We start from the raw sequence: 19071 nt of genomic DNA, 5'->3' as shown, positions 1-19071 counted from the left end.
CATGCGCCATCGGCGCGGAAGATCCATTGGGTGCGATGCGGGACGCGATGCGGTGAGAAGCAGCGCACAGCATTGAAAACACTGATGACGCGCATGCCCCTGATTTCAGCATCGCTTCAGTAGATTTACGCCATGCACCGTTTCAGTAGATCCACGCCATGCGTGGATGAAGCGCAACCCGGCGTGCAGGCAAGAAAAAAGCCACTTGGCGAACCAAGTGGGAAGCTGCCGCGCATTCGCGCCGCAGCCCCACGCTTTGCGCGGCAAACCGCGGGCCCCACTTCATCAGCCCCCACATCCCCGCGGCTTTGCCGCGCCCCCTTGACTCAAGGGGGCTCCACACCAGCCAGCGCACAGACATCCGCACGCCCAACCCGGCGTGCAGGCAAGAAAAAAGCCACTTGGCGAACCAAGTGGCTTTCGTCTGGTGGGCTGTCAAGGATTCGAACCTTGGACCTATTGATTAAGAGTCAACTGCTCTACCAACTGAGCTAACAGCCCGAAATCGGGGCGCGAATTATGACCCGATCCGCTCGGTGGGTGCAAGCACTTTTTTCAACATCGTTGAAACCAGCACTGCGGTCCCGCTGCGTTGCAGATCCACGGCCAGGTGAGGCTCTGCAACCTGTGAGCCATCGGAACGATGGGAGTCACACTTATAAGAAAAAAGCCACCTGGGATACCAGGTGGCTTCTGTCTTGGTGGGCCGTCAAGGATTCGAACCTTGGACCTATTGATTAAGAGTCAACTGCTCTACCAACTGAGCTAACGGCCCGTGAAACTCAGACGCACATTGTAGCGTGCCTTCTGTTTATTGCAATACCGTTTCGGCTGCGCCGATGCGGTTGAATCAGTGGGGTGGCTGAGGGGATTCGAACCCCCGACCACCGGAATCACAATCCGGTACTCTAACCAACTGAGCTACAGCCACCACTGAAACTTTCGCTCCACCGCCGATGAGGCTGACGCTGGACCTTGATGCTTTGCTCGCGGGTGGAACCAGAAGTCCGTCCCCCGAAGCGAGTCCGGCATTTTCCGGGAGTCGCGAAGGAATTGCAAGCACTTCTTCACATTGATGTGCAGGGGCCGGAACAGGAGATCAATGCTGCTCCGCCGAGGTCACGCGCGCGATGTCCGCATGCCCATCCAGGAATGACAGCGTGGCCTCCCCTTTCGGCGTGACCTGCAGCTGCAGGCGTGGCTGGCCAGCTCCGTCGAGCAACTGAAACATCACGTTGCGCGACTGCGTCCTGCCAGGAAGCACTCGACGGGTAATCGCTTGCACACCCTGCGCGTGCAAGCGCTCATCGTCGGCCCAGAACATCGGTCGCAACTGTCCATCGGCGACATCGTTTCGATCAAGTCGAACGACGTGTTGCGTTCGGCCGTCCCCCCATCAGCAGGCCAGCAAACGCCCGCAAGGCGACAGCACCGCGGCAGAAGGTAAGCCGCCGTTGGCGCCTGCGCCGCCGATGTACTTCGACCAGCACCTGCTTCACCTCACCCACGCCGTTCGAATCTGCATCCATCCCGAGCTAGAGAAGGCGCGTGCCGCACGCACCGGATGTCAGGCGCTGGCGAACAGCCCGCCCGTCGTCGGGCACGCCCCGAGAGCATGAACGCTTAGTGAACAAGTCGTGAATGAATCTCAAATAGGAATGGGGGAGATCCATTCATACAACGTTAGCTGCAGGACATGGAACGCAGGGCGCGCGTTTGCAACCATGCCGATTCCTGCAATGAAGGTGAGATCAATAGATGAGCAAGCGGCTAATCGGATTCGTCGCGCTGGCAGCCGTGCTGGCAGTGGCAGCCGTTGCAATGTCCGGCTACCGGCAGCAGGCAACTGCGGATGCCACGGCAGAGGAATCCGGGAAGAGTGGCAGCCTCGATGAACGGCCTGACCAGGGAAGGCAGCTTCCGGCGTCAGGTGCGGCGGCCGCGCAAAGGCTTGAGCGGGACAACAAAATCCCGCCGGGCTCGTACAAGGCCGTGGGCCCCAAGGCCTACGAAATCGTAAGAGGCAATGAGTTCCGGCCTCCCGGTGACGCGCTTGCCCACGTCAAGCAACTGATGCTGCGCTCCGAATCCGGAGATGCCACGGCAACCTACGAAATCTATCGAACCATCGAGCAATGCCAGACCTTCATCTCGGATCGCGCTGACAAGCTGGCGGATTCGGCCACCACGGTCGGGGCCGGCAACTGGTTCCTGGAGCGGTCGGAACGAATCCTCAAAGAGTGTGAGTCGCTGGCTCTGGATCAGGACATCTATCACGCCGATTGGCTTTCGAAGGCCGCCGCCATGGGCTCGCAGGAAGCGATGCGCGCCTACTCGCGATCGCCGGAGAAAGTCATCGGTTCGCTTGATGACGCAATCCGTGATCCCGCGGCGCTCGAGGCGTGGAAGGACACCGCCACCGGATATCTGCGCGAACTGGAATCACAAGGGAACGTCAATGTCATCAGCGACATGGCGATGGCCTACACCTATGGCGGCATCGTTCCTGCGGATCCCGTTGCGGCCCTGGCGTACACCCGCGTCCTCAACCGGCTGGACCCACGTTTTGCCACCACCGATGACATTGCCAACCATGAGAAAAACCTGAGCAGCCAAGAGAAAGAGAAAGCCCGCATTTCATCGAACGAAATCTTCAAGAACTGTTGCATCCCACGATAAGGACCTATTGTGAAAGCTAGACTGATTGGGATTATCCCTTCGCTTGGTAGAAACTCCATTCCCGCCATTGCAGGCGTGCTGCTGTTCATGGCGGCCGGGAGCCTTCAAGCGAAAAAGCTTCCTGGCGTCATCAACTGCACCGCCGGATGCACGCTGACAACCCCGTATCCCGATCCGGTGACCAACCAGCAGCTTTCCCAAGAGGTCCAGAAGCTCAATGACGGCCGGACCACGGTCTGGACTGCCCAGACGCGCGTCCAGACCGGCGATGTCCTGACCGTCTGTAACGGTATTTCCTGCGTCAACTACACGTGGCGAGGTGCAGGTTTCGACTCCGGCGAAGTGATTTCGACCGTCCTCCCGCCCAACTCCCGCGGCGGTGGTGGTGGCGGCGGCGGTGGCGGCGGTGGTGGCGGCGGCAGCGGCCCGATCAGCGGCGGCTGCCACGGCAACTGCGGCGGTGGCGGCAAGGTGCGAGTGGGCGAACTGGAACAGATGTGATCCATCCGGGGTGCACTCGACCAGAGTGCATCCATCGCGACATTGAAAAAGGCCAGCGCATAGCGCTGGCCTTTTTTCGTTGCCGGGTGCATTGCCCCATCCCAGGCGGCGCTGCTCAAGCACCTGCGGAGTGAGCCGATCGACGTCAGACGCCGGTCAACCGCAACCGGAATGACATCACGTCGTGCGACTGCACCCCATACAAAGGGCATCTTTCATCGGAAAAGAGGAAGGTGGAATGCTCGCCACCCAGGGTCGTGCAGCCATCGAATGGGAACCAATGTTCACGGATGTGAGCACTTAAACCATTGATTCCAATGGCGCGCCCGACAGGAATCGAACCTGTAACCGCCGGCTTAGAAGGCCGGTGCTCTATCCAGTTGAGCTACGGGCGCCCGAACCGGAACGGTGTCCAATCCGACGTGATGTGGGATTGGTCGGGGTAGAGGGATTCGAACCCCCGACATCCTGCTCCCAAAGCAGGCGCGCTACCAGACTGCGCTATACCCCGGTCTTGCAATCCCCTCGGGCCATGCCCGGGGAGCTGGTCATTGTCGCCAAGCGCATTGGGAACTGTCAACGCAGGATGCGCAGATCCGGCGCCTGCCACAACGCCGAAAGCGGTCATCGGCTATGCTCACGCCCATCGGCCGGATGGCCGTCCTGACCTTCATTCGCACGGAGAACGCGTATGCGCAGCGGCAACCCGGCTCTTTCCGAGTCCACCTTCCTCGACCTCGCCAGTGGCTCGGTGGTGACCAGCCCCGACCAGGCCATGACCCTCAACGGTACCGTCAACAAGACCGGCTTCCTGCTGCTGTTGACCGTGCTGACCGCCGCCTTCGCCTGGAACCAGACCATCGATGACTACGGCCAGGTCATGGCCGGAGCCAAGCTGTATGCCATGGGCGGCGCCATCGGCGGCCTGGTGCTGGCGCTGATCACCGTGTTCAAGAAGGAGTGGTCGCCGGTCACCGCACCGATGTACGCGCTGGTGGAAGGCCTGTTCCTGGGCGCCATCTCGGCCGTGTTCAACGCCAAGTTCCCGGGCATCGTGTTCCAGGCGGTGCTGCTGACCTTTGGCACCCTGTTCGCGCTGCTGTTCGCGTACCGCAGCGGCCTGATCAAGGCCACCGAGAACTTCAAGATGGGCGTGGTCGCCGCCACTGGCGGCATCGCCCTGCTCTACCTCGCCTCGTTCGTGCTGGGCTTCTTCAACATCGACGTGCCGGTGATCCACGACTCCGGCTGGCTGGGCATTGCTTTCAGCCTGTTCGTGGTGGTCGTGGCCGCGCTGAACCTGGTGCTGGATTTCGACTTCATCGAAACCGGTGTCGCCCAGCGTGCACCGAAGTACATGGAGTGGTATGGCGCATTCGGCCTGATGGTGACCCTGGTCTGGCTGTATGTTGAATTCCTGCGCCTGCTGTCGAAGATCCAGCAGCGCTGAGCCGAAACATGCCGTAGACGACAAAGGGCGCCCTTCGTGGCGCCCTTTTCGTTCTTCCCTCAGCGCGCCAGCAGTACCGGCAGCGACGACGCCAGCAACGCGATGCCTGACGCGGTCAGCAGGCCCAGCACGACCTGCCGGAAGCGTGCCTCGCTGATGCCGATGTAGACCCGCGCGCCCAGCAGGGTCGGCACCAGCATGGCCGGTGCCACGATGGCGAAGTACGGCAACATCTGCCGGCTCACCAGGCCGCTGCCGACATAGGTGGCCATTGTCACCGCCAGCATCGCCAGGTTGAAGTTCTGGATGACCGCGCGCTGCTCGTCCTTGCCGAAGCCTCGCAGGGTGCTCCACAACGTCGGCACCGGCCCGGCAAAGCCGCCGATGCCACTGAGCACGCCACCGGCCATGCCAGCAATCGCATCACCGATACGGCCGCCGACGCGGACCGGAGGCAACGAGCGCGCCATCAGCATCACCGGGCACCACAGCACCAGGAAGCCACCCAGCAGCGCCTTGAACCAGTCCATGTCCAGCCGTGGCAGCACCGTCACGCCCAGCGGAATGCCGGCCAGCCCACCCAGCACGAACGGCAGCAGCAGGCGCAGGTTGAAACCGCGGCGCACGATGAACACTGCGACCAGCTGCCCGACCAGCGCACCAAACACCGAAAGCGTCGCCGCCAGCCGCGGCTCCAGTCCCCACGCCCAGAACGACATCGCCACCATGCCGAAGGCGAAGCCGGACAGACCCTGCACGAATCCGGCGACGATCGCGCCCAGCGCGACCAGCAGATACACCGACTCCATCACCACCTCGGTTGCTGCCGCGCGACTACCCCGCCGCGCCCACCTGTGCAGCGTAGTGCGCCGCAAGGTGCTCGACCAGCGCACGCACCTTCGGCGCCAGCGCCCGCGCGTGCGGATACAGCGCGAAGTAGCGCCGCTGTCCGGCGTGCCAGGCGGGCAGCACACGGATCAGGCGGCCGGCACGCAGGTCCTCCTGCACGGTCAGCGCAGTAAACAGGCTGATGCCCATGCCAACCAGCGCGGCGGCGTACAACGCTGGCGTCGCATCCACGCGCAGGCGTTGCCCGGCCTCGACGCTCGCACTGGCACCACGCGGCCCCTGCAACTGCCAGGGCGGCATTGACGGCGTGGGACTGAAGCCCAGCAGCGTGTGCTGCGCGAGATCCGATGCCTGACGCGGCAGGCCATGACGCGCCAGGTAGGCTGGCGCGGCCACCAGGATGCGAGGGCAGCTGGCCAGTTCACGTGCGACCAGCTGGCTGTCCGGCAACGCATGCGCGATGCGCAGGGCCAGGTCAAACCCACCACCGACCACATCGACCAGCTGATCATCGGCCGACAGATCCAACGAGACGTGCGGGTAACGCTGCAGGAACGACGGCAACCAATGCGGCAACTCCTGGCTGGCCACGACCTGCGGCACACTGATGCGTACGCTGCCACTGGGTTGCGCCTGCCCGGCGCGGGCACGGTCGTCCGCCTCCTGCAGGCGGTCCAGCAGCGTTGCCGCCTCGCGGTAGTAGCCGCGCCCGGCCTCGGTCAATGACAGCCGGCGGCTGTTGCGATCGAGCAAGCGAACCTGCAGATGCTCTTCCAGCTGGCGCAGTTGCCGTGACATCGCCGAGTGGGTGGTCCCCAGGCGTTCGGCGGCGGCGGTGAAACTGCCTGCATCGACGATGGCGCGCAGCGCACGCAGGGCGGCGAAATGGTCCATCGGCGGGCAGCTCCAGGTGGCGGGGCCCGCGGCGTGCGGGCCCCGTCAGCTTATCAAGCGCCGTCGCCGGCCTTGCGTACCGGCAGGGCCAGGATTGCATCGGTGCCCAGGACGTCGCCGAAGGTGTCTTCAATCTGCGCCAGCGAGGCGTCATGCAGCGCGCGATGACCGATGCGCTGGCCTCCGGCAAGATCCAGATCACGGCTGGCAGTTGCATCGGACGACACGATGACACGGTAGCCACGCGGTGCCGCTGCGGCATCGCGGGCGGCACCGGCCACGCAGGCATGGGTCTGCAGGCCGGTGACGATCAGGGTGTCGATGCCGGCATCCTTCAGCACCTGGTCGAGCACTGCGGCCGAGTCACCGGCGAACACGCTGACGTTGTCCTTCTGCACCACGGTCTCGCCCTTGCGCGGCTGCAGGTCGCGATGGAAGGCGGCATTGACGCTGCCCTGCGCGAACAGCGGCGCACCCGCCGGCAACACGTGCTGCACATGGATCACGCGGATGCCGTGGGCATCGGCGAACTCGACCACCCGCTTCGCCTGCCGCAGTGCGGCCACGCCATCGGGGATGACCATACGGCCACCGGCGAAGCCCGGCGCAGCGCTGCCGTCGAAGTATTCGTTCTGGAAGTCGATCACCAGCACGGCGGTCTTCGCCGCATCCAGCGAAGCCACAACGGGTGCGCCAGCCATGTGGCGGATGGTGGGATGGGGCGGTTCGGCAGCGGTGACGGGGGTAACGGTGGCCATGCCGATCAGGCTGGCCAGACCAAAGGCGGTGAGGTTCATGTTCAAGCTCCTGTGCGGTGAAAAGTGGGCACAGGATGCGAAGCGGACGGCGCACGAACCAGCCATCTAAAAGCACATGATCTGTGCGAATTTCGCACAGACAATCCCCTGTAGAGCCGCCCCATGGTGGCTGCGGACCAAAGCCCCGCCATCCACGCATGGCGTGGATCTACCGAGCCGACCCACAACGCAACGAGGCGCCCGAAGGCGCCCCGCTGCGGTTCCGTCAAGGAACGCCGGCCGCTTACAGGCGGCTGGCGATGGCCTGGGCAAAGCTCATGGTGGTGCCGGTGCCGCCCAGGTCGCCGGTCAGCGAATCCTTGGCTTCCATGGTCGCCACGATGGCCTTGCGCAGGCGCTCGGCATTTTCCGGCTGGCCGACATGGTCCAGCATCTGCGCGGCCGCCAGCAGCAGCGCGCACGGATTGGCCTTGCCCTGGCCAGCGATGTCCGGCGCGGTGCCGTGCACGGCTTCGAAGATCGCCGCGTCCTTGCCGATGTTGGCACCCGGGGCCAGGCCTAGGCCGCCGACGAGGCCGGCGCACAGGTCGGAGATGATGTCGCCGAACAGGTTGGTGGTGACGATCACGTCGAACTGTTCCGGACGCATCACCAGCTGCATGCAGCAGTTGTCGACGATCATTTCCTGGAATTCGATGTCCGGGTACTGCGCAGCCACTTCACGGGCGACATTCAGGAACAGGCCCGAGGTCGACTTGATGATGTTGGCCTTGTGTACGGCGGTGACCTTCTTGCGGCCGGTGCTCTTGGCCAGCTCGAAGGCGTAGCGCACGATGCGCTCGGAGCCCTTGCGGGTGATGCGGGTGCCGGAGAAGGCGGTCTCGCCGTCGGCCGACACTTCCTGGCCTTCGGCCAGGTAGGCACCTTCGGTATTCTCACGCACGGTGATCAGGTCGACGTTGTCGAAACGCGACTTGGTGTTCGGGAAGGTGTGGGCCGGACGCACATTGGCGTACAGGTCGAAGTGACGGCGCAGGCTGACGTTGATCGAGGTGAAGCCACCACCGACCGGGGTGGTCAGCGGGCTCTTCAGCGCGACCTTGTTGCGCGCGATCGATTCCAGGGTCACCGCCGGCATCAGGTCGCCGTGCTTTTCCAGGGCCACCAGGCCGGCGTCGGCGTCTTCGTACTCCAGGCCAGTCTTGAGCTGGTCGAGCACGAACAGGGTAGCGTCCATGATTTCCGGGCCAATGCCGTCGCCGCGGATGACCGTAATTTTCTGCGTCATTGATCGATGTTCCGAACAGGGGGAAAAACGCCGTCCGGACGTGCCCGGAAACGCCGGCGCAAAGGAAGTTTCACCGGCAATTATGCCTGAGCCGGGGCCGAGGTCCCAAATAGACCATGGTCCCAGTGCCCGGCTCAGGCAGAATTGCCCGCGCACCCCACCTTATCCCCGCGCCTGCCGGCGCGCCCCCTTGAACAACAAGGGGGCTCCTGGGCTGATGGATCGCGGGGAAGGCGCCCCGCACGTCCGGTAGTGCCGGCCGCTGGCCGGCAACCTCGGCCATGTGGGGTTCACGGGATGCCGACCAGCGGCCGGCACTACCGGGAGGGCCGCAGACCCCGGTTCCCGGCGCCCGTCAGGTTCAGTGCGCGTGCGCTTCCGGGGCGGCGGCGCCGCCTTCGAGCTGGTCGAGGAAGTCGACCGCGCGGCGCAGGTGCGGGATCACGATGGAACCGCCCACCACCAGGCCGACCGAGAAGGTCTCGAAGAACTCTTCTCGGGTCACCCCGGCGTCCTTGCACTGGGCCACGTGGTAGCTGATGCAGTCGTCGCAGCGCAGCACCATCGAGGCCACCAGGCCCAGCAGTTCCTTGGTCTTCACATCCAGCGCGCCGGCCTGGTAGGTCTGCGTGTCCAGCGCGAAGAAGCGGCGCACCACCTGGTTCGGCTCGCCCAGGATCCGCTCGTTCATGCGCTTGCGGAAGTCGATGAACTCGGCGATGCGGTCCTTGCTGCCGTCGTCGGCCGCGCTCATGCCTGGCCCTGCCCGGCCAGCAGCGGCTCGAGCTTGCCTTCACGGTGCAGGGCCATCATGTCGTCGTAGCCGCCCACGTGGACGTCGCCGACGAAGATCTGCGGCACGCTGGTACGGCGGGTCAGTGCCATCATCTTCTCGCGCTCGACCGGGTCCAGGTCGATGCGGACCTCGGTCCACTGCTGGCCCTTGCTCTTCAGGAAGTTCTTGGCGGCCACGCAGTACGGGCAGACGGCGGTGGAATAGATGGTGATGGCGGGGGCACCGCCGGCGGTCTGGGCTGTCACGGGAAACTCCACGATGGATCGACGGTCTACATATGGTACCGGTGCGCTGGAATTTCCACGCCACGGCCGCAACACTGTGGATTAACGAATGGTTGCCCCCCACCCTGCCACGCTTGGTGCGCCCTGCCCGAGGACCTTCTGCTTGCGAGCCCTGCTGCTGACTACCGCCGTCACCCTGGCCCTGGCCATGCCGCTCGCCCAGGCCCAGGAGAAGCTGCCCGACATCGGCTCCTCGGCCGGCGAGCTGCTGACCCCGGCCCGCCAGGCCGAGTACGGCGCGATGATGCTGCGCGAGCTGCGCAACTACGGCTACCTGCTGGATGACCCGCTGGTCAACGACTGGCTGCAGACCATGGGCACCCGGCTCGGCTCCAACAGCGACCAGCCTCGCCAGCCCTACACGTTCTTCGTGATGAAGGACCGCCAGATCAACGCCTTCGCCACGCTGGGCGGCTACATCGGGGTCAATGCCGGCCTGGTGCTGACCGCCGAGCGCGAGGACGAGGTCGCGGCGGTGCTGTCGCACGAAATCGCCCACGTCACCCAGCAGCACGTGCTGCGCGGGGTCGAGCGTGCCCAGCGCGACCAGATCCCGATCCTGCTCGGCATGCTGGCGGCGGTGGTGGCCGCACAGGCCAGCAACAGCACGTCGTCCGGCAACGCGACCATGGCCGCGATCAGCTCGGGCATGGGCCTGATGCAGCAGCGCCAGATCAACTACACCCGCTCCAACGAATCCGAGGCCGATCGCCTCGGCATCCGCACCCTGTCGCGCAGCGGTTACGACGTGGACGCCATGGCCGGCTTCTTCGAGCGGATGGCATCGGCGATGCGCGGCAACGAGGGTGGCTACAGCGTGCCCGAGTTCCTGCGCACCCATCCGGTCAACATCACCCGCATCAGCGAAGCGAAGGCCCGCGCCGACCAGATGAAGAAGGACACGGTGCTGCTGACCACCAGCACCCCCAGCGGCGAGCGCAGGGAGCGCGTGGACCCGGCCGATCCCAGCCTGGCCGAACCCCTGTTGCGCGGAACCAACCCGCTGCTGCCCAGCAGCGTGCTGCGCATCCCGATGGGCCAGCTCAGCCGCGGCGCCAGTGGCGACTTCGACTGGGCCCGCGAGCGCCTGCGCGTGCTCAGCGCGGATTCCACCCCCGAGCTGGAACGCGAGTATGCCGATCTGGCCAAGCGTCAGAAGGACGGCCTCAACGATGCCCAGCGCTATGGCCAGGCGCTGGCGGTGATGCGCAGCGGTCGCGCCGGCGCCAGCCAGGCGCGGCAGACCCTGGCAGGCCTGCTGCAGACCCGCCCGGACAACCTGTGGCTGGCGCTGGGGCTGGGCGAGGCCGAATCGCGTGCAGGCCAGACCGCCCAGGCCAACAGCCGCTTCGAGCAGTTGCTACGTCAGCACCCCAACAGCCGTCCGGTGGCGCTGACCTATGCCGAGATCCTGAACGAACAGGGCAGCCGCGAGGCGGGCCAGCGCGCGCAGGCCATGCTGCGGCCCCTGCTGTCGCAAAGCGGTAACGATCCGGTCTTCCAGCAGCGGTACGCCCGCGCCAGCGAGTTGGCCGGCGACAGCGTGCGTGCCAGCGAGGCCTACGCCGAGGCGGCCTTCCTCAGCGGCCGGCCGGAACAGTCGCTGATGCAGCTGCAGGCGCTCAAGCGCAATCCGGCGCTGGACTACGTAGGCCGGGCACGGGTGGATGCGCGCATCGAAGCGATCACCCCCACCGTGCTGGAGCTGCGCCGGCAGGGCGTGCAGGACCCGGACCTGGACCGCCGCTGAGCGCTGCATGACCGGCCGATGGCAATCCCGACCGGTTCCGGCCAGGTAGTCACAAACATGTCATCAAACCGTAGTCTACTGGCACCACTCCAGTAACCGAGCCCTACGGTGTCCTCGTGCAGAAACGCATCCTGATCGTCGATGACGAGCCCGCGATCCGTGAAATGGTCGCCTTCGCCCTGCGCAAGGGCGATTACGAACCGGTCCACGCCGGCGACGCCCGTGAGGCCCAGACCGCCATCGCCGACCGCGTCCCCGACCTGATCCTGCTGGACTGGATGCTGCCCGGCACCAGCGGCCTGGACCTGGCCCGGCGCTGGCGCAAGGAAACCCTGACCCGCGAAGTGCCGATCATCATGCTGACCGCCCGCGGCGAAGAGAACGACCGCGTGGGTGGCCTTGAAGCCGGCGTCGACGACTATGTGGTCAAGCCGTTCTCGGCGCGCGAGCTGCTGGCCCGCATCCGTGCGGTGATGCGCCGCGCCCGCGAGGACGACGAGGACGGCAGCGTGGCGGTCGGCCCGATCCGCATCGACGGTGCCGCCCATCGCGTGTTCGCCAACGACCAGCCGGTGCCGATCGGCCCGACCGAATACCGCCTACTGCACTTCTTCATGACCCACCCGGAGCGCGTCTATACCCGCGCCCAGCTGCTGGACCATGTGTGGGGCGGCAGCGTGTACGTGGAGGAGCGCACCATCGACGTGCACATCCGCCGCCTGCGCAAGACGCTGGAACCGTTCAATGCCGAAAACATGGTGCAGACCGTGCGCGGCGCCGGCTACCGCTTCTCCACTGCTACCTGAGTCTCGTCGTGCCGGCGCCACGCACCTGCGGGTGCCGGCGCCGGCAACTCTGCTATAACCCTCGGTTCACCCCAGTGAACCGCCGCACCTCAACGACGAGATCGCAATGCCCCGCCACATCCGCTCTGCCTGGTTGAAGACCCTGGCCACCGTTGCCGCGGTACTGCTGTTCGCCGGACTGGTGGGGTGGTTCACGGGCCATCTGTGGTTGTGCATCGCGTTGGGCGCGCTGGCCACGCTGGCATGGCATTACTGGCGCCTGCGCAGCGTGCTGCGGCGCCTGACCGCGCGCCAGCGCTGGGATACCGCCGAAGAAGGCACCGGCGTCTGGAACGAGCTGGACCGCCTGCTGTACCGCAACCAGGTGGAAATGCGCGTGCGCAAGCGCCGCCTGCTGGACATGCTGCGCAGCTATCGCGCTGCGGCCGCCGCACTTCCCGATGCGGTGGTGGTGCTGGACCGCAACAGCCAGCGCGTGCAGTGGTTCAACGAAGCGGCCACCGCCCTGCTTGGCCTGCATCATCCGGGCGACCTCGGCGAGGCGCTGGTCGAACGCCTGCAGCCGATGCCGCTGGCGCACTGGCTGGCCGGCGGCCGCAACGCCGAGCCGATCCTGGACGTGCCCTCACCCGTCGATCCTGCGATCCGCCTGAACCTGCGACTGATTCCGTATTCTTCGGACTACTGGCTGCTGATCGCCCGCGACGTCAGCAAGCTGCTGCGCCTGGAACAGGTGCGCCGCGACTTCGTCGCCAACGTTTCACACGAACTGCGCACGCCGCTCACCGTGGTCCACGGTTACCTGGACATGATGGACCCGGAGGATTTCCCGGGCACCGGTCCGATGCTGGAAGAAATGCGCAAGCAGAGCCAGCGCATGGCCCAGCTGGTGGAAGACCTGCTGACCCTGTCGCGGCTGGAGTCGCAGGAGCACAGCGAGGAAGAGACCGTCGCGATGCAGCCGATGCTGGCCACACTACGCCGCGAGGCCGAAGCGCACAGCCAGGGCCGCCACCAGATCAGCATCGACGATCTGGCCGGCGTCGACCTGCAGGGTTCCACCAAGGAGCTGCATAGCGCCTTCTCCAACCTGGTCACCAATGCGGTGCGCTATACGCCAGCCGGTGGCCGCATCGCCGTGGAGTTCCGCCGCGAAGGCGATGGCGCGGTGCTGGCAGTGCGCGATTCCGGTTACGGCATCCCGGCTTCCCACCTGCCACGCCTGACCGAACGTTTCTACCGTGTCTCCAGCAGCCGCTCCCGCGAAAGCGGTGGTACCGGCCTGGGCCTGTCCATCGTCAAGCACATCCTCGGCCTGCACCACGCCCGGCTGGAGATTGAAAGCGAGGTCGGCAAGGGCTCGGTGTTTTCCTGCCATTTCGATGCCGACCACGTGCGCCCGCGCGAGTCCGCCCCCCTGACTTCCATCGAAGAATGACGCCATGAGCAGCCTCGGATCCCTCCCCCTCCCCGTGAGCCCGGACAACGATCCGTTACGCGACCCGGCGCTCTACATCAACCGCGAACTGTCGCAGCTGGACTTCAACTTCCGAGTGCTGGCGCAGGCGATGGATCCGCAGGTGCCGCTGCTGGAGCGCCTGCGCTTCATGTGCATCTCCTGCACCAACCTGGACGAGTTCTTCGAGATCCGCGCCGCCGCCGTCCGCCACGCGCAGGAATTCGGCCTGCCACCGGCACCGGACGGGATGAGCCCGCAGGCCATCCTCAACGCCATCCATGACCGCGCCGCGGAACTGGTGGACCAGCAGTACCGCTGCTGGAACGAGACGCTGCGCCCGGCGCTGATGGAGGCCGGCATCGGCGTGCTCGGCCGCCATTCCTGGACCGATCGCCAGAAGCGCTGGCTGCGTGCGTACTTCCGCAACGAGATCATGCCGGTGCTGTCGCCGCTGGGCCTGGACCCGGTGCACCCGTTCCCGAAGATCCTCAACAAGTCGCTGAACATCGTGGTGGTGCTGAAGGGCACCGACGCGTTCGGCCGCGCCGGCCACCTGGCCATCGTGCGTGCGCCGCGCTCGCTGCCGCGCATCATCCAGCTGCCGGAAAAACTCGGCGGTCCGCAGAACTTCGTGTTCCTGTCCTCGGTGCTGTCCACGTTCGTCGATGAACTGTTCCCGGGCATGGAAGTCCAGGGTGCCTACCAGTTCCGCGTCACCCGCAATTCCGAGCTGGTGGTGGACGAGGAGGAAGTGGAGAACCTGGCACTGGCACTGCGCGACGAACTGGTCGACCGCGGCTACCGGCCGGCAGTGCGCCTGGAAATCGCGCAGGACATGCCGCGCGACATCGTGCGCACCCTGCTGCAGAACTTCGGCCTGACCGAGAACGCGGTGTACCGCATCGACGGCCCGGTCAACCTCAACCGCATCATCCAGCTGTACGACCTGATCGCACAGCCAGACCTGAAGTACCCGCCGATGACCCCGCGCACGCTGCGCGACAGCGACGGCATCTTCGAGACAGTGGCGCGCCACGACCTGCTGCTGCATCACCCGTTCGATGCCTTCACCGCCGTGCTGGACCTGATCCGGCAGGCGGCGGTCGATCCCAACGTGCTGGCGATCAAGCAGACCCTGTACCGCACCGGCAAGGATTCGCTGATTGTCGATGCACTGATCCAGGCCGCACGCAACGGCAAGGACGTGACCGTGGTGGTCGAACTGCGCGCCCGCTTCGACGAGGAAGCCAACCTCGGCCTGGCTGATCGCCTGCAGGAGGCCGGCGTGCAGGTGGTGTATGGCGTGGTCGGCTACAAGACCCACGCCAAGATGCTGCTGATCGTGCGCCGCGAGGGCCGCAAGCTGCGCCGCTATGTGCACCTTGGTACCGGCAACTACCACAGCGGTACCGCCCGTGCGTACACCGACATCAGCCTGATTACCGCCGATGCGGACATCGGCAACGATGTGCACCTGCTGTTCCAGCAGCTGTCCGGGCTGGCCTCGAAGATGAAGCTCAAGCGCCTGCTGCAGTCGCCCTTCACCCTGCACACCGGCATCCTCGGCCGCATCGAGCGCGAGACGCGCATCGCCGCCGCAGGCCGCCCGGCGCGGATCATCGCCAAGATGAACGCCCTGAACGAACCGCAGGTGGTGCGCGCGCTGTACGCCGCCTCGCAGGCCGGCGTGCAGATCGACCTGATCATCCGCGGCGCCTGCACCCTGCGCCCGGGTGTGCCGGGCATCTCGGACAACATCCGCGTGCGCTCGATCGTCGGCCGCTTCCTGGAGCACAGCCGCGTCTACTGGTTCGGCAACGACGGCGCACCGGAGATGTACTGCGCCAGCGCCGACTGGCTGGAGCGCAACCTGCTGCGCCGGGTCGAGACCTGCTTCCCGATCCTCGATCCGGAGCTGGCCAAGCGGGTCTACCGCGAGGTCCTGCAGAACTACCTGGACGACAACCTCAATGCCTGGGAACTGGATGCCGACGGCATCTACCACAAGCGTGCGCCCGCCCACGACGAGGCACCGCATTCTGCGCAGATGGCACTGATGCAGGGTCTCTGACCCGGTAGGTGTCGACCTTGGTCGGCACGTTTGGATTCATCCACGCATGGCGTGGATCTACCGTGTCGACCAAGGTCGACACCCACCAACAGCCGCGCAGAACGCCGTCCCGGCAGATCGCAGAGAACTGTCGAAGGCGGGGTGGGTCCGGTGGCAGGGGTGTGAGCCGCATGGATGCGGCGACCAAGCCCCCATGGTGAAGTGACCCCCGAGACTTGGACGGGGTCAGGCGGCCGATTGGGCCTGCTCCCGGTACTTTACCGGGCTCAGACCTTTCAGTTTCAGTTTGATGCGTTCTTCGTTGTAGTACTGGATGTATTCCACCAGCCCAGCCTCCAGACTCTCGAGGCTGTCAAAGCTGTTCAGGTAGAAGAACTCCGACTTCAGCGTTCCAAAGAAGCTCTCCATCGCCGCATTGTCCAGGCAGTTGCCGCGCCGGGACATGCTTTGCTTCAACGAGTGCTTTTCCAGCATGTGCCGGTAGTTTTCATGCTGGTACTGCCAGCCCTGGTCGGAGTGGATCATGGGGCGCTCATCCGGGGAAAGCTTCTTGATGGCCTCCTCCAGCATTTGACCCACCAGATCAAATACGGGCCGACGCTTGATCTGATAAGCCACGATTTCGCCGTTGTAGAGGTCCATGATCGGCGACAGGTACAGCTTCATACCCTGCACCTTGAACTCGGTCACGTCAGTCACCCACTTCTGGTTGGGCCGCTCTGCATGGAACTGGCGATTGAGGTCATTGCCAACCACAACATTGGCCGCCCCCTTGAAGGCCTGGTAGCGCTTCACACGCACCCGCGATTTCAGCCCCATCTCCCCCATCAGGCGCTGAACCCGCTTGTGATTGGTCCGATGGCCCTGATTGGCTAATTCCAGCGTCACCGTGCGATAGCCATAGCGCCCTTGGCTTTGATCGTAGATTGCACGGATGCGCTCGCACAGGGCTGCCTCATCCTGATCCGGATGGGCCAGGACATGGTTCTGGTAATAGAACGTACTGCGTGACAGCTCAGCTGCTTCGAGCAGAAGCGACAGCGTATGAACCTGCCTCAATCCTTGGACGGCTTGCGCTTTGCGTCCTGCGCCGCCTGCTCTTCCCGGATCAAGGCATCGAGTTTTTTTAGGTAGTCGGTCTCCGCACGCAGATAGGCGACTTCCTTGAGCAGCTCATCGCGGCTCATATCTTCAGGCGGCTTGGACGAACGGGTCTTCTTCATCGGCTTTCGGGGCGGCGGCGGAGGGGGTGCCAACGCTTGGGCACCGCCTTGAGCATACAGGCGCCGCCATCGCCCCACCGCGCCGGCATCGCCAATTTGAAAGTAGGTGGTGGCCTCGCGCCCGGACAGGCCGTCCTGGCTCATCTTCTCCAGGACAGCCAGCTTGAACGGGAGGTCATAGGACCGGGCCTGGCGATGAAATCCCCGCCAACCATGCAGCCGATAGGTCGCCACCCAGCGCCTGACCGTGGAGAACTCCAGGCCGTGGCGACGGGCAATGGCTTTGACCGATGTGGAGGTCTTGCAGGCCTCTTTGGCGACCTGCAGTTTGAAACGCGCGTCGTATTTGTTCATGTATCCCTCGGGGTTGGATCTAGCGTCCAACTCCCGGGGGTCACTTCATGGACGGGTTCACGGCGTCCCCTGCCATCGGACCCGCCCCGCCATCCCACGGATAGCCCGCTGTTGCTGTTGCTGTTGCTGTTGCTGTTGCTGTTGCTCTGGCCTCTGCGGGTGCAGGGCGCAGCCCTGCCGCACTCCCCTCTTCCAAAATGTGAAGGCCGCGCGGTGACGAGCACACCGCCCCTTCGGCTAACATTCGTCCATGCCGCACACCACCACGACTCCGCCCGCATTGCAGGATGGCGACCTGCTGGCCGCCATCGACCTTGGCTCCAATAGTTTCCACATGGTCATCGCGCGCTACACGCTCGGCCAGCTGCGGGTAATCGACCGCCTGCGCGAGACGGTGCGCATGGCCGACGGCCTGGATGGCAAAGGGGGACTCTCCTCCGCTGCCCGGCAGCGCGCGCTGGAATGCCTGGCCCGCTTCGGCCAGCGCATCCGCAATGTACCGCCGCACCGGGTGCGCGCACTGGCCACCAACACCGTGCGCCAGCTGCGTTCACCGCAGTCGTTCCTGGTTCCCGCCGAAACCGCGCTCGGGCACGCCATCGAAGTGGTCAGCGGCCGCGAAGAAGCGCGCCTGATCTACCTGGGCGTGGCCCATGCACAACCGCCCAAGCCCGGCCAGCGCCGGCTGGTCATCGACATCGGCGGCGGCTCCACCGAGTTCATCATCGGCATGGGCATGCAGACCCTGGAGCGCGAAAGCCTGCAGGCCGGCTGCATTGCCAGCACCCGGCGTTTCTTCCCCGGCGGCAAGCTGAGCAAGAAGCGCTGGAAGGACGCGCTGGCCGAGATCGGTCGCGAGTTCCAGCCCTTCGCCAGCAAGTACCGCGCGCTGGGCTGGCAGGAAGCGCTGGGTTCTTCGGGCACGCACAAGGCGATCAGCGAGATCTGCGCGACGATGAAGCTGAGCAAGGGCGCGATTACCGCCGAGGCCCTGCCGCAACTGCGCGACGAACTGCTGAAGGCCAAGAAGATCGACGACATCCAGTTGCCGGGACTGTCCAGCGACCGCCGCCCGATCATTGCCGGCGGCATCCTGGTGCTGGAGGCCGCCTTCCAGGCACTGGGCCTGCAGAAGCTGCTGGTCAGCAAGGCCGCGATGCGCGAAGGCATCCTCTACGACATCGTCGGCCGCGCTGGCGAGAACGATCTGCGCGATGAATCGGTGTCCGCGCTCAGCCAGCGCTACGGCATCGATACCGTGCAGGCCGACCGTGTGCAGGACACCGCGCTGTCACTGCTGGAACAGGTGCAGGAACGCTGGCGGCTCGATGCCGACGACGCGCGCATGCTCGGCTGGGCCGCGCGCCTGCACGAGCTGGGCCTGATGATCGCGCACAGCGGCTACCACGTGCATGGCAGTTACGTGCTGGAACACTCGGATATCGCCGGCTTCTCGCGGCAGGAACAGCAGATGCTGGCCGCGCTGGTGCGCAGCCATCGCCGCAGCGTGACCAAGACCGCCTTCGACGCCCTGCCCGAGCGCCTGCTGCTGACCGCTCGCCGGCTGGCCGCCCTGCTGCGCCTGGCGGTGCTGCTCAATCGTGCCCATGAGGACGATCCACTGCCGGCGTTGGAACTGACCGCCGACGACAACCGCCTGTCGTTGATCGTGCCGCAGGCCTTCATTGATGCCCGGCCACTGCTGCGCGCCGATCTGATCGGCGAGACCGACGGCATCGCCGGGCTGGGCATCCAGTTCCGGCCCTTCGTAGCCTGAGGCTCACGCTTTCCCGCGAGGGAAAGAAGGTCACACACCGTTACGGTTCGCGCATGCGCCCCCGGTTGACCTGCTGCGACGCAGCAGATCAAGTCGGGGGAGCGCATTCAGCGTTACAGCTAAGCGACTGCT

Annotated in this window: 16 protein-coding genes and 5 tRNA genes; 8 read left to right on the top strand and 13 right to left on the bottom strand. The window is 65.2% G+C overall.

All coding sequences use genetic code 11. The features are described from left to right. Nucleotides 1-425 precede the first annotated feature (425 nt). From ACSYS9_RS04400 to ACSYS9_RS04385, 4 genes are all read right to left on the bottom strand, one after another. Nucleotides 426-501: transfer RNA gene (locus ACSYS9_RS04400), tRNA-Lys, on the bottom strand. Between the two features lie 198 nt (nucleotides 502-699). Beyond that, nucleotides 700-775, bottom strand: a tRNA-Lys gene (locus tag ACSYS9_RS04395). A gap of 79 nt (nucleotides 776-854) precedes the next feature. Further along, nucleotides 855-931, bottom strand: a tRNA-His gene (locus ACSYS9_RS04390). A gap of 168 nt (nucleotides 932-1099) precedes the next feature. After that, nucleotides 1100-1324: a hypothetical protein gene (locus ACSYS9_RS04385; protein WP_071228866.1), complete on the bottom strand. Its 225-nt coding sequence runs from the start codon at nucleotides 1322-1324 to the stop codon at nucleotides 1100-1102. A 434-nt stretch (nucleotides 1325-1758) separates the two neighbouring features. Between ACSYS9_RS04385 and ACSYS9_RS04380 the strand changes: the two genes are divergently transcribed. Beyond that, entirely contained in the window at nucleotides 1759-2679 is a 921-nt protein-coding gene (locus ACSYS9_RS04380) for a hypothetical protein (RefSeq protein ID WP_071228867.1), read from the top strand. A gap of 9 nt (nucleotides 2680-2688) precedes the next feature. Then, entirely contained in the window at nucleotides 2689-3180 is a 492-nt protein-coding gene (locus ACSYS9_RS04375; RefSeq protein WP_162292252.1) for a hypothetical protein, read from the top strand. A gap of 318 nt (nucleotides 3181-3498) precedes the next feature. Here the strand turns inward: ACSYS9_RS04375 and ACSYS9_RS04370 are convergent. Beyond that, a tRNA-Arg gene (locus ACSYS9_RS04370) sits at nucleotides 3499-3575 on the bottom strand. 39 nt (nucleotides 3576-3614) lie between these two features. Further along, nucleotides 3615-3691 (bottom strand) — tRNA-Pro (locus ACSYS9_RS04365). Between the two features lie 180 nt (nucleotides 3692-3871). Between ACSYS9_RS04365 and ACSYS9_RS04360 the strand changes: the two genes are divergently transcribed. Continuing rightward, nucleotides 3872-4630 carry a Bax inhibitor-1/YccA family protein gene (locus tag ACSYS9_RS04360; protein WP_049461430.1) on the top strand — a complete coding sequence of 253 codons (759 nt, stop codon included), beginning with the start codon at nucleotides 3872-3874 and terminating at the stop codon, nucleotides 4628-4630. 59 nt (nucleotides 4631-4689) lie between these two features. On the opposite strand, the gene ACSYS9_RS04355 is transcribed toward ACSYS9_RS04360, so the two are convergent. The 6 genes from ACSYS9_RS04355 to grxC all read right to left on the bottom strand — a co-directional run bounded on the left by ACSYS9_RS04355 (nucleotide 4690) and on the right by grxC (nucleotide 9460). Then, nucleotides 4690-5439: a sulfite exporter TauE/SafE family protein gene (locus ACSYS9_RS04355; protein WP_071228868.1), complete on the bottom strand. Its 750-nt coding sequence runs from the start codon at nucleotides 5437-5439 to the stop codon at nucleotides 4690-4692. Between the two features lie 25 nt (nucleotides 5440-5464). Beyond that, the gene (locus ACSYS9_RS04350; protein ID WP_071228869.1) at nucleotides 5465-6373 is read right to left on the bottom strand and encodes a LysR family transcriptional regulator; all 909 of its coding nucleotides are present in this window, start codon (nucleotides 6371-6373) and stop codon (nucleotides 5465-5467) included. A 53-nt stretch (nucleotides 6374-6426) separates the two neighbouring features. Then, a complete protein-coding gene (locus tag ACSYS9_RS04345; protein WP_071228870.1) occupies nucleotides 6427-7170 on the bottom strand; it encodes a cysteine hydrolase family protein in 744 nt (247 codons plus the stop codon). Nucleotides 7171-7414: 244 nt separating this feature from the next. Further along, nucleotides 7415-8419 carry an isocitrate dehydrogenase gene (locus ACSYS9_RS04340; protein ID WP_032129081.1) on the bottom strand — a complete coding sequence of 335 codons (1005 nt, stop codon included), beginning with the start codon at nucleotides 8417-8419 and terminating at the stop codon, nucleotides 7415-7417. Between the two features lie 361 nt (nucleotides 8420-8780). After that, nucleotides 8781-9173: a carboxymuconolactone decarboxylase family protein gene (locus ACSYS9_RS04335; RefSeq protein ID WP_071228871.1), complete on the bottom strand. Its 393-nt coding sequence runs from the start codon at nucleotides 9171-9173 to the stop codon at nucleotides 8781-8783. Next, on the bottom strand, nucleotides 9170-9460 hold the full coding sequence (gene grxC / locus ACSYS9_RS04330; protein ID WP_049400919.1) for a glutaredoxin 3: 291 nt from the start codon (nucleotides 9458-9460) through the stop codon (nucleotides 9170-9172). The genes ACSYS9_RS04335 and grxC overlap by 4 nt, the downstream gene beginning before the upstream one ends. A gap of 88 nt (nucleotides 9461-9548) precedes the next feature. Here grxC and ACSYS9_RS04325 point away from each other — a divergent pair, with 88 nt between their 5' ends. The 4 genes from ACSYS9_RS04325 to ppk1 all read left to right on the top strand — a co-directional run bounded on the left by ACSYS9_RS04325 (nucleotide 9549) and on the right by ppk1 (nucleotide 15585). After that, the gene (locus tag ACSYS9_RS04325; RefSeq protein WP_177179519.1) at nucleotides 9549-11249 is read left to right on the top strand and encodes a M48 family metalloprotease; all 1701 of its coding nucleotides are present in this window, start codon (nucleotides 9549-9551) and stop codon (nucleotides 11247-11249) included. Between the two features lie 116 nt (nucleotides 11250-11365). Next, the gene (gene phoB / locus ACSYS9_RS04320; protein ID WP_005408258.1) at nucleotides 11366-12055 is read left to right on the top strand and encodes a phosphate regulon transcriptional regulator PhoB; all 690 of its coding nucleotides are present in this window, start codon (nucleotides 11366-11368) and stop codon (nucleotides 12053-12055) included. A gap of 106 nt (nucleotides 12056-12161) precedes the next feature. Beyond that, on the top strand, nucleotides 12162-13493 hold the full coding sequence (gene phoR / locus ACSYS9_RS04315; protein WP_032129078.1) for a phosphate regulon sensor histidine kinase PhoR: 1332 nt from the start codon (nucleotides 12162-12164) through the stop codon (nucleotides 13491-13493). A gap of 4 nt (nucleotides 13494-13497) precedes the next feature. Then, nucleotides 13498-15585 carry a polyphosphate kinase 1 gene (ppk1, locus tag ACSYS9_RS04310; RefSeq protein WP_049400920.1) on the top strand — a complete coding sequence of 696 codons (2088 nt, stop codon included), beginning with the start codon at nucleotides 13498-13500 and terminating at the stop codon, nucleotides 15583-15585. Nucleotides 15586-15810: 225 nt separating this feature from the next. Here ppk1 and ACSYS9_RS04305 read toward each other — a convergent pair. Further along, nucleotides 15811-17162 (bottom strand): IS3-like element ISStma2 family transposase gene (locus ACSYS9_RS04305; RefSeq protein WP_132809301.1). Its coding sequence is split into 2 segments (ribosomal slippage): nucleotides 15811-16715 and nucleotides 16715-17162, totalling 1353 coding nucleotides; the frame shifts between segments, so codons are not numbered across the junction. A gap of 250 nt (nucleotides 17163-17412) precedes the next feature. Between ACSYS9_RS04305 and ppx the strand changes: the two genes are divergently transcribed. Beyond that, nucleotides 17413-18939 carry an exopolyphosphatase gene (gene ppx / locus ACSYS9_RS04300; RefSeq protein WP_010483920.1) on the top strand — a complete coding sequence of 509 codons (1527 nt, stop codon included), beginning with the start codon at nucleotides 17413-17415 and terminating at the stop codon, nucleotides 18937-18939. Nucleotides 18940-19071: the final 132 nt, after the last annotated feature.

The organism is Stenotrophomonas sp. STK17_22, from assembly GCF_051983905.1.
In the GTDB taxonomy this organism is placed as follows: Bacteria; Pseudomonadota; Gammaproteobacteria; order Xanthomonadales; family Xanthomonadaceae; genus Stenotrophomonas; species Stenotrophomonas maltophilia_A.
Note: the sequence above shows the minus strand (reverse complement) of the source record. Positions and strands in the feature narration are given on the sequence as shown.